The 9,905-nt window shown below is 69.4% G+C and carries 9 protein-coding genes; 3 read left to right on the top strand and 6 right to left on the bottom strand.

Going from position 1 to position 9,905, the window contains the following annotated elements; all coding sequences use genetic code 11:
* Window positions 1-136: 136 nt before the first annotated feature.
* Together WH07_RS30705 and WH07_RS30710 are read right to left on the bottom strand one after the other, a co-directional pair.
* Window positions 137-802 (bottom strand): HAD family hydrolase, encoded by a 666-nt coding sequence (locus WH07_RS30705; RefSeq protein ID WP_046507228.1) that lies wholly within the window; start codon window positions 800-802, stop codon window positions 137-139.
* An 87-nt stretch (window positions 803-889) separates the two neighbouring features.
* Window positions 890-1,396 (bottom strand): DUF6912 family protein, encoded by a 507-nt coding sequence (locus WH07_RS30710; protein WP_046507231.1) that lies wholly within the window; start codon window positions 1,394-1,396, stop codon window positions 890-892.
* 279 nt (window positions 1,397-1,675) lie between these two features.
* Here WH07_RS30710 and WH07_RS41475 point away from each other — a divergent pair, with 279 nt between their 5' ends.
* Entirely contained in the window at window positions 1,676-2,233 is a 558-nt protein-coding gene (locus WH07_RS41475) for an Rv3235 family protein (protein ID WP_408645960.1), read from the top strand.
* A gap of 193 nt (window positions 2,234-2,426) precedes the next feature.
* Here the strand turns inward: WH07_RS41475 and secA are convergent, their stop codons facing one another.
* A complete protein-coding gene (gene secA / locus WH07_RS30720) occupies window positions 2,427-5,252 on the bottom strand; it encodes a preprotein translocase subunit SecA (protein ID WP_046507233.1) in 2,826 nt (941 codons plus the stop codon).
* Between the two features lie 240 nt (window positions 5,253-5,492).
* Between secA and WH07_RS30725 the strand changes: the two genes are divergently transcribed.
* Window positions 5,493-6,065, top strand: a complete 573-nt coding sequence (locus WH07_RS30725; protein ID WP_046507236.1) for a GNAT family N-acetyltransferase — start codon at window positions 5,493-5,495, stop codon at window positions 6,063-6,065.
* Window positions 6,066-6,095: 30 nt separating this feature from the next.
* A complete protein-coding gene (locus tag WH07_RS30730) occupies window positions 6,096-7,292 on the top strand; it encodes a winged helix-turn-helix domain-containing protein (RefSeq protein WP_046507239.1) in 1,197 nt (398 codons plus the stop codon).
* A 4-nt stretch (window positions 7,293-7,296) separates the two neighbouring features.
* On the opposite strand, the gene WH07_RS30735 is transcribed toward WH07_RS30730, so the two are convergent.
* From WH07_RS30735 to WH07_RS30745, 3 genes are all read right to left on the bottom strand, one after another.
* The gene (locus WH07_RS30735; protein ID WP_046507242.1) at window positions 7,297-8,058 is read right to left on the bottom strand and encodes a response regulator; all 762 of its coding nucleotides are present in this window, start codon (window positions 8,056-8,058) and stop codon (window positions 7,297-7,299) included.
* Window positions 8,059-8,313: 255 nt separating this feature from the next.
* On the bottom strand, window positions 8,314-9,003 hold the full coding sequence (gene hpf / locus WH07_RS30740; RefSeq protein WP_046507244.1) for a ribosome hibernation-promoting factor, HPF/YfiA family: 690 nt from the start codon (window positions 9,001-9,003) through the stop codon (window positions 8,314-8,316).
* A 311-nt stretch (window positions 9,004-9,314) separates the two neighbouring features.
* On the bottom strand, window positions 9,315-9,905 hold a 591-nt coding region (locus WH07_RS30745), incomplete at its 5' end, for a ComF family protein (protein ID WP_046507249.1).

The raw sequence follows: 9,905 nt of genomic DNA on the forward strand, positions 1-9,905 counted from the left end.
GCCCGCACCCGGCACCCCGCACCACGGTGCCGCCCCCGCCGGCCTGCGGCGCCTCACGGCGTCACAGGCTTCGCGCACCGGTGGCCCTGTGCGGCGCTGGTGGCCCGCGGCGGCTTCAGCCCGGAGGCCCGGCTCCTCACAGGCTCTGCGCCGTCGCGACCGCCTCCGCCAGGGAGTCCACCACCGGGACACCCACCGCCTCCAGGCTGGCCCTGCTGTTCGTCCCTCCGGTGTAGAGCACGGCCCGCGCCCCCACATGCGCGGCCGCCACCGCGTCGTCGACCGCGTCACCGATCACCACCGTGTGCTCGGCGGATATCGCGCCCGTGCCCGCCAGCGCGATCAGATGACGCTCCATGTGCAGCGCCTTGCTGCCCCCCGAGGGCCCCGTGCGCCCGTCGACCCGGACGAAGTGACGCTCGATCCCATACCCCCGCACGGTCGGGACCAGCTCCTCATGCCCGTACATGCTCAGCAGCGACTGGCTGCGCCCGGCCCGCCGCCACTCCTCCAGCAGTTCCTCGGCCCCCTCCGTCAGCCCGCAGTGCACGCGCCGCTCCGTGTAGTGCCGGTGGAAGGTCTCGTCCATGACGAGCCACTCGGCGTCGCTCGGCAGGCGCCCCATCATCCGCTCGTAGAACCGCGGAATCGGCACGCAGTACAGCTCTCGATAGCGGTCCAGCGTGATGGGCTCCAGCCCTATCTCCGCGAAGGCCGCGTTGGTCGCCCCGATGACCGCGTCGATGTCGTCGAGAATCGTGCCGTTCCAGTCCCAGACCAGATGTGTGTTCTGCTTCCCCATGGCAGAAACCGTACCGGCCGGGTCCGACAACGGCCCGGATCGAGCCCTGCCTGTGGATAACCTGCCCCGGCGCGGGGTGCCCGGCGCTCAGCCGATGAGGTTCGGGATCTCCTGGACCCCGTACCAGAGCAGTTCGTGGTCCTCCGCGCCGTCCACCGTGAACTGCGCGTCGTCGTCCCCGTGGTCCGCCGCCCCCAGCGCCGCGGCGGCGGCCGTCACGTCCTCGTCCGCCTCGTCCGAGTCGACATGCACCGCCGCGGCCCGGGCCAGCGCGACCGGCGAGGCGATCCGCACCTCGCCCAGCGTCGCCGCGTCCAGCCCGCGGTCCGGGTCCGACACGGCCTCCCGGTCCGGCACGTCAGCCGCGAGGACCACCCGGCGCCGTCCGACCCCGGGATCGGCGGCCAGCAGCCGGAGCGAGGCGGCCGCGGCCCGGTTCAGCGCCGCGTACTCCAGCTCCTCGATGTCGTCCGAGACGTACCACTCCCGCAGCCCCGGGGTGACCGCGTAGGCGATCAGCGGCCCCGGTCCCACCTCACCCGTCTTGTACGCCTCCGCCAGTCCGGACAGGGTCAAGGGGACATAGACGCGCATGAGGTGGCCGCTTTCATCGTCGGGAGAGCACTCAAGGATACGTCCGGGAGTCCCTCTTCGGGGTGATGCTCAGGGAGTCCCGGAGCGTCCACCGAAAGCCGCTCCCGACCCCGCGCCCCCGCCCACAGCCGCCCGTCGGTCACTCGGACAGGTGAATCCGGCGCCCCGTACCCCGATGGCGTACCCGCCTTGCGGCCGTCACCCCGAGCCCGTAAAAGATCCCCCAACACAAGTTACCGACCGGTATCGGACCGGACGGGCAGAACGGGGGCGATCTGCATGCATGCGACGAACACGACCGACACCGCCACGCACACGGGCATCACCAGCCGCACCGGCACCACCACACGCACGAACACCACAGCTCCCGCCCGTACCAGGGCGGACCGCGCGGCGGCCAGGACCGTCGCCGCACCCCGGCCCCCGGGCCGCCGCGACCCACGCAGGCCCGGCACCGTACGCCCGCAGCGGCGCCGCCAGCCGGCCCCGCATGAACTCTTCGCGGAACGCCTGCTGGCCGTCCTCAGCGGCCACCGCCCGGTGCACTGGATGCTGGGCCGGACCATCGGAGAGGCGTACGAACAGCTCGTCCGGCTCGCCCCCGGCACCCCGCTCAGGGCCCGGGGCGCGGTCCCGGTCATCCGTACCTGCCATGGCTCCCAGCCGCGGCCGGGCGTGGTCGAGGCCTGCGCCAGCATCGCCGCGGGAGATCAGATCCGCGCCATGGCCTTCCGGCTGGAACAGAGCGCCGACCTGCGCTGGCGCTGCGCCGCCGTCGAACTGGGCGGCGAACCCGGCGTACGCGCCGACGGCCGGAACCCGAACGGCACACCGTGAACGGCACACGTCGGCTGCACGGCACACGCTTCAACAGCACGCCATGAACGGCGCGCCGTGAGCCGCACGGCAGACAGCGGCACGGCAGACAGCACACGGCACAGGAACGGGCCGGGACACGCACCGCATGTGCGCACCCCGGCCCGTGTCCCGGCCGATTGGCCCTCCTGCCACGTACTTCCTACAGAAGGACCTACTTCTTGCGGCGACGCCCGCCGCCGCTGCCCTTCTGCGCCTTGCGCCGCTCGGCCCGCGTCAGCCCGTCCGTCGTGGATCGCGTCGGCCCCTCCGCGTTCTGGAAGTCGCCCTCGACGATCCCGCCCTCGCCGTCCACCGTGGGAGCGGAGAAGTGCAGCCGGTCGGGCCGCTGCGGCGCGTCCAGCCCCTTCGCGCGGATCTCCGGCCGCGAGGTCCCCGCGGCCACCGTGTCCTGCTTGGCGAGCGACGGCCGCGCCGCCGCGTCGTCCACCGGGACCTCCTCGACCTGCTGCTCGACCTGGACCTCCAGGTTGAACAGGTAGCCGACGGACTCCTCCTTGATGCCCTCCATCATGGCGTTGAACATGTCGAAGCCCTCGCGCTGGTACTCGACCAGCGGGTCCTTCTGTGCCATCGCACGGAGGCCGATGCCCTCCTGGAGGTAGTCCATCTCGTAGAGGTGCTCGCGCCACTTGCGGTCCAGGACGGAGAGCACCACACGCCGCTCCAGCTCACGCATGATGTCCGAGCCGAGCTGCTTCTCGCGGTCCTCGTACTGCTCGTGGATATCGTCCTTGATGGACTCCGCGATGAACTCGGCGGTGATCCCGGCGCGGTCGCCGGCCGCCTCCTCCAGCTCCTCGATGGTGGCCTTCACCGGGTAGAGCTGCTTGAAGGCGCCCCACAGCCGGTCCAGGTCCCACTCCTCGGCGAAGCCCTCGACGGTCTCGGCCTGGATGTACGCGTCGATCGTGTCGTCCATGAAGTGGCGCACCTGCTCGTGCAGATCCTCGCCCTCCAGGACACGGCGGCGCTCGCCGTAGATGACCTCACGCTGCCGGTTGAGGACCTCGTCGTACTTCAGGACGTTCTTACGCGTCTCGAAGTTCTGCTGCTCGACCTGCGACTGGGCGGAGGCGATGGCCCGCGTCACCATCTTGTTCTCGATGGGGACATCGTCGGGCACATTGGCCATGGCCATGACGCGCTCGACCATCTGCGCCTTGAACAGACGCATCAGGTCGTCGCCGAGCGACAGATAGAACCGGGACTCGCCCGGGTCGCCCTGGCGTCCGGAACGGCCACGGAGCTGGTTGTCGATACGGCGCGACTCATGGCGCTCGGTGCCGAGGACATAGAGCCCGCCCAGCTCCTTGACCTCCTCGAACTCCGCCTTGACCGCCTGCTCGGCCTTCTCCAGCGCGGCGGGCAGGGCCGCCGCCCACTCCTCGACGTGCTCGACGGGGTCGAGACCGCGCTGACGCAGCTCCGCCTCGGCCAGATCATCGGGGTTGCCGCCGAGCTTGATGTCCGTACCACGGCCGGCCATGTTCGTCGCGACCGTGACGGCGCCCTTGCGGCCGGCCTGGGCGACGATCGTCGCCTCCCGGTCGTGCTGCTTGGCGTTGAGCACCTCGTGCTGGACACCGCGCTTGCTGAGCTGCTGCGAGAGGTACTCGGACTTCTCGACCGAGGTGGTGCCGACCAGGATCGGCTGCCCCTTGTCGTGCTTCTCGGCGATGTCGTCGACGACCGCCGCGAACTTGGCGACCTCGGTGCGGTAGATCAGGTCGGACTGGTCCACCCGGACCATGGGCCGGTTCGTCGGGATCGGCACGACGCCCAGCTTGTAGATCTGGTGGAACTCGGCGGCCTCGGTCATGGCCGTACCGGTCATACCGGAGAGCTTGCCGTAGAGGCGGAAGAAGTTCTGGAGGGTGATGGTGGCAAGGGTCTGGTTCTCGTCCTTGATGTCCACCCCTTCCTTCGCCTCGATCGCCTGGTGCATGCCCTCGTTGTAGCGGCGGCCCGCGAGGATACGGCCGGTGTGCTCGTCGACGATCATGACTTCGCCGTCGATGACGACATAGTCCTTGTCGTTCTTGAACAGTTCCTTGGCCTTGATGGCGTTGTTCAGATAACCGACGAGCGGGGTGTTCACCGACTCGTACAGGTTGTCGATGCCCAGCCAGTCCTCGACCTTGGCGACGCCCGACTCGTGGATGGCGACGGTGCGCTTCTTCTCGTCGACCTCGTAGTCGCCGGTCTCGTCGATGCCCTTGAGCGGATTGCCCGCCTCGCCCCTGGTCAGCCGGGTGACGAGCTTGGCGAAGTCGCCGTACCACTTGGTGGCCTGGTCGGCCGGGCCGGAGATGATCAGCGGCGTACGGGCCTCGTCGACCAGGATCGAGTCGACCTCGTCGACGATCGCGTAATTGTGACCGCGCTGGACCAGTTCCTCCCGCGACCACGCCATGTTGTCACGGAGGTAGTCGAAGCCGAACTCGTTGTTCGTGCCGTACGTGATGTCGCAGGCGTACTGCTCACGGCGCTGCGCCGGAGTCATGTTCGCCAGGATGCAGCCGACTTCCAGGCCGAGGAACTTGTGGACGCGGCCCATCATCTCGGAGTCGCGCTCGGCCAGATAGTCGTTCACCGTGATCAGGTGGACGCCCTTGCCGGACAGCGCGTTCAGATAGGCGGGCAGCGTACCGACGAGGGTCTTGCCCTCACCGGTCTTCATCTCGGCGACATAGCCGAGATGAAGCGCGGCGCCGCCCATGAGCTGGACGTCGTAGTGACGCTGGCCAAGGACGCGCTTGGCCGCCTCGCGAACGGTCGCGAAGGCCTCGGGAAGCAGGTCGTCCAGGCTCTCACCGTCGGCGAACCGCTCCTTGTACTCGGCGGTGAGCGCCCTCAACTCGGCGTCGGAGAGGCTCACGAAGTCCTCTTCGATGGAGTTGACCTGGTCCGCGATGCGGTGCAGTTTGCGCAGGATCTTGCCTTCGCCTGCACGCATGAGCTTGTTGAAGACGGACACTGAGGTTGGTCTCCTTGCCGGTCGGGCCTGGCACGTGAGTCGGATACGGACACGGGCGCGGGCACGGCAGGCGGGCCCCACCGCAACGGCCATCGTAAGCGAGGACCCGCCCGCGCCGGGAGGGCCGCCGTCACGCCGGCCTGCTGTCACCCGCAAAGAGAACGCGCGGAACCGGCCGAAGGTGCCGGTGCCCCGGGAAATGTACTCGTGATAAGCGGCACGCCTCGGCAGAATCCGGGCATGGAGCCCCTCATTCTCACCACCCGGCGGCTGCGGCTGCGCGTGCCGGAGCCGGCCGACACCGACGCGATCCTCGCGGCCTGCCAGGATCCGGAGATCCAGCGCTGGATACCGGTCCCGTCGCCGTACGAGCGGCAGCACGCGGAGCACTTCATCGGGCGCACGGTCCCGGACGGCTGGTGCCACGACACCGAGTACACCTTCGTCGCGGAGCCCCTCGACGGCGGCCCGGTGATCGCCGCGATCAGCCTGCACCACCCGCGCGCCGGCGGCTGGGAGGTGGGTTTCTGGACGGCCAGGGAGCACCGGGGCCGCGGCTTCATGACGGAGGCGGTGACGGCGATGGCCCGCTGGGCCTTCACGGCGCTGGCCGCGGAGCGGCTGGAGTGGCGTGCCGAGGTCGGCAACACTGGCTCGCGGGCCGTCGCCGAGAAGGCCGGTTTCATGATCGAGGGCGTCCTGCGCGCGGGGCTGCTCCACCGGGGCACGCTGCGTGACTGCTGGATAGCGGCGCTGCTGCCGTCCGATCTGGGGCTGCCGAGCGCGCATCCGTATCTGCCGGCGCGCGGCTGACTGTCAGTGGCGCGGTCTATCGTGCGGACCATGACGACTGCGCCGCCGCCCGCCGCCGAACTGTCCGCCGACGAGGCCCGCCGGATAGCCCTGGACGCCCAGGGATTCCTCGGTGTGCCCGACCGGCGCGGCGGCGTCCGGGGGGTTCTGCGCCATCTCGGCGCTGTCCAGCTCGACACGATCTCGGTGCTGGCCCGGTCGCACGAGCTGATCCCTTACGCACGGCTGGGCGCCGTCGGCCGCAAGACCGTCGAGGACGCCTACTGGACGCCCGCGCCCCTCGGTGCGTCGTCACCGCGACCGCACGCCTTCGAGTACTGGTCCCATGCGGCGTGCATCCTGCCCATCGAGGAGTGGCCGCACTTCGCCTTCCGCCGCCGCGCCTACCGCGCCCGCCCGCACTGGTACCACGACCTGCGGGACGGCGCGTACGAAGCGGTGATCAAGCAGTTGCGCACGGAGGGCCCGCTGACCGCCACGGAGCTGGGCGGCGCCAAGAACGGCGGGCCGTGGTGGGACTGGTCGGAGGCGAAGGTCGCCGTCGAGCGCGCGCTGATGTACGGCGAGGTCGTGTGCACCGGACGGCGTAGCTGGAAGCGCGTGTACGACCTGACGGAGCGCGCCGTCCCCGGCGAGTTCCTCCATGACGACCTGGACGACCTGGAGTGCCTGCGCCGGCTCGTCCGGCTCGCGGGCCGGTCCCTCGGTGTCGGCACCCGCGCCGACATCGCGGACTATCACCGGCTCAAGGGTGAGCAGTTCGACGCGGTGGTCGAGGACTCGGGGCTGGTGCCGGTGACGGTCGAGGGATGGGGGAAGCCCGCCTGGGCCGATCCCGAGGCGCTGGCGACCGCCCCGCGCGGACGGCACCGTACGACGCTGCTGTCGCCGTTCGACTCCCTCATCTGGGAGCGGGCCCGTACGGAGCGGATCTTCGGCTTCACCCACCGACTGGAGGCGTATGTCCCCAAGCCCAAGCGGGTGTACGGCTATTTCGCGATGCCGCTGCTGTCCGGCGGCAGACTGCTGGGCCGGGTCGACCCGGCGCGCGAGGGCAAGACGCTGGTCGCCAAGCAGGTGTCCCTGGAAACCCGCAAGGCCGTGCTGCCGATGGCCCGGGCGCTGCGGGAGGCGGCGGAGTGGGTCGGCTGCTCGGACGTACGGGTCGAGCGTGTCGACGCTACGGAGTTGCGGGGCCCGCTGACAGAGGCGCTGGCCGGCCTCTGACCGCTCAGCGGATTTCCAGGATCTTCTCCCGCATCGCGTAGACCACGGCCTCCATCCTGGAGTGGAGCTGCAACTTCTCCAGGATATTGCGGACATGGTTCTTCACGGTGTTCTCGGAGATGAACAACTCCTTGGCGATATCACGGTTGTTCATTCCCGTGGCGACCAGTTTCAGGACTTCGAGTTCACGGTCGGTCAGCCGTGGCGCGGGTACCAGTCTGCGCTCGTCGGTGCGCTGAATCATCGACTTGAACTCGGTCAGCAGCTTGGACGCCATGGACGGACTGATCTGTGACTGCCCGTCGGCCACGGCGCGAATCGCGGTGGCCACTTCGTCGGTGGAGATCTCCTTCAGGAGATAGCCGGTGGCGCCCGCCTTGATCGCGTCGTAGAGATCGGCCTCCTCGTCGCTGATCGTCAGCATGATGATCTTGGCACTGGGGGCCACCTCCTTGATGGAGGTGCAGGCCTCGATACCGCCGCGCCTGGGCATCCGTACATCCATCAGCACGATGTCGGGCAGCAGGTCGGCGGCCTTGTCCACGGCCTCCGCGCCGTCGCCCGCCTCGCCGATGACCTGGATGTCCTCCTCCTGGGCGAGGACGATCTCCAGTCCACGGCGGAAGAGGGCGTGGTCGTCCACGACAAGGACCCGGATCGGCTCCTTGCGGGAGCCGCCCCGGTCCGTGTCGGCGTCGGACCGCGCGCCGCCGACCGTGTTGTCGGCATCGTCCGCGCTGTGCACCGGTCCGAAGCTGTCCGCCATCGTTCCTCCCCCTGAAGGCCAGTGGCCCGAGTTCATGAGAGCCGGCCAACCGCAGTTCGCAGACCACTTGTTGGCTTGCGACGCCATGATTTCATGCCTGGATGACAGTGCGGTGATCCTTCCGGCCGGACGCCGGTGCCCCTGAGGCGCGGGGAGCGCTCAGGGGCACCACCGGAGCACGGATCGCCGCCGGAGTCCCAGCCGGTTTCCGGCCCTTCCACAAGCCCCTGTGCTCGCGGTCCGCCGACCGGTGGCTCAGCCGCCGAGGGCGCCGCCCGCACCACCCGTCTCCGAGCCGGCGAACGGGTCGGTCCTGAGGTGGATCACTCCGTAGTCGTAAGCATGACGCCGGTAGACGACGCTGGGTTCCTTGGTGTCGGAATCGACGAAGAGATAGAAATCGTGCCCGACCAGCTCCATCTCGTAGAGAGCCTGATCGAGCGTCATGGGCGCGGCCACATGGTTCTTCTCCCGGACCACCAGCGGCCCGTCGCCCTGCACTTCGAGCGTGCCGATCCTGGTGGTGGGGACGGCCTGTGCGGCTTCTTCCCGTGCGGTCTGGCCGTTCGCGTTCAACTGAGCCACATCAGGAACGACTTCGGCGACCTCGGCGGCCGAAAGCCGCCCGTTGCCACGCCGGTTGTGGCGCTTCTCGTGCTGCTTGCGCAGCCGGGCCTCCAGCTTTCCGGTGGCCAGATCGAGCGCCGCGTACGGATCGGAGGCGGCCGCCTCCGCACGGATGACGGGGCCGCGGGAGTGGAGCGTGATCTCCACCCGGTCGCACCGGTCGGCCTGCCGCGGGTTGTGCTCCTTGGACACCTCGACGTCGAGGCTGATCACCTTGCCGTCGAGCTTCTGGATCTTCTCCAGCTTCAGCTTCTCGGCCACGTGCTTGCGGAACCGCTCGGGCACCTCGGTCTTGCGGCCCTTCACGACGATGTCCACGCAGAACTCCGTTCCCGGATCACTCCGCCTCGCTGCGGAGTTACTCCCTGTCGCACCAGACCCCAGTAGTCACCGGAGCCTCGGACTTGGTGACTTTCACCTCCTCCTTCCCATCGGCAAGATCCCCACCCCAGAAGTTGCGAGGTTCTGAAAACGCCGAAGCAGACCAGTGCATTCAGTGAGCGATGGCTTCCGCCATTCCTCATAACCGAACATAGCCCTCTCGGACGGCTGTCGGCACCCGCTACCGCCATATACCTCTGTTCAGCCCTGCTTCTTCCCCGTTCACCTGCGAAGATGCAAGATCTCGATCAGTTCCGGTTTATTTCGAAAGAGAGGGGCGGTGCGGCCACAACTGCCGCGCTCACCTGTGCGAATCCGGAAATGCCGGGCCGTCTTATGGCACGCAGTGCCCTTGCCGCCTCGACGAGCGAAGAGCCGGTGGTCATGAGATCGTCCACCAGCACCACCCGGCCGCCCTCCAGCAGCCGCGCGCCCCCGCTCGCCATCTCCAGTGCCCCCGAGAGATTCGCCCGCCTCTGCCGGGCGTCGAGCCCCGCCTGGTCGGCCACCGCCCGCCGCTGCCGCAGCACCGGCAGCACCCGGCACACCCGGCCCGTACGTCTCAGCTCGCCGGCCGCGGCCAGGGCTATCCGGCGCGTCGCGTCATGTCCCCGCGCCCCGACCGCCCGCCGTGAGGACGGCACCGGCACCAGAAACAGCGGCCCCACTCCCGTACCGGCCGGCGCGGCGTCCCACACAGCACCGGCGAGCGCCCGGCCCAGCGGCCCCGCCAGCCCGAGCGCGCCCCGCTCCTTGTGGGCCAGCAGCACGGACCGTACGGCGTCCTCGTACGGCGCCGCCGCGTACACCGCGGGCAGCCCCACCCGCCCCGGAACCGG

Source organism: Streptomyces odonnellii, from assembly GCF_000981895.1.
Classification (GTDB): Bacteria; Actinomycetota; Actinomycetes; order Streptomycetales; family Streptomycetaceae; genus Streptomyces; species Streptomyces odonnellii.

Excerpts from the sequence above, each read along its gene's own strand:
- WH07_RS30705 (WP_046507228.1), bottom strand. The coding sequence starts at position 802 with ATGGGGAAGCAGAACACACATCTGGTCTGGGACTGGAACGGCACGATT.
- WH07_RS30725 (WP_046507236.1), top strand. The coding sequence starts at position 5,493 with ATGGAGCCCCTCATTCTCACCACCCGGCGGCTGCGGCTGCGCGTGCCG.
- WH07_RS41475 (WP_408645960.1), top strand. The coding sequence starts at position 1,676 with ATGCATGCGACGAACACGACCGACACCGCCACGCACACGGGCATCACC.
- WH07_RS30730 (WP_046507239.1), top strand. The coding sequence starts at position 6,096 with ATGACGACTGCGCCGCCGCCCGCCGCCGAACTGTCCGCCGACGAGGCC.
- WH07_RS30735 (WP_046507242.1), bottom strand. The coding sequence starts at position 8,058 with ATGGCGGACAGCTTCGGACCGGTGCACAGCGCGGACGATGCCGACAAC.
- WH07_RS30710 (WP_046507231.1), bottom strand. The coding sequence starts at position 1,396 with ATGCGCGTCTATGTCCCCTTGACCCTGTCCGGACTGGCGGAGGCGTAC.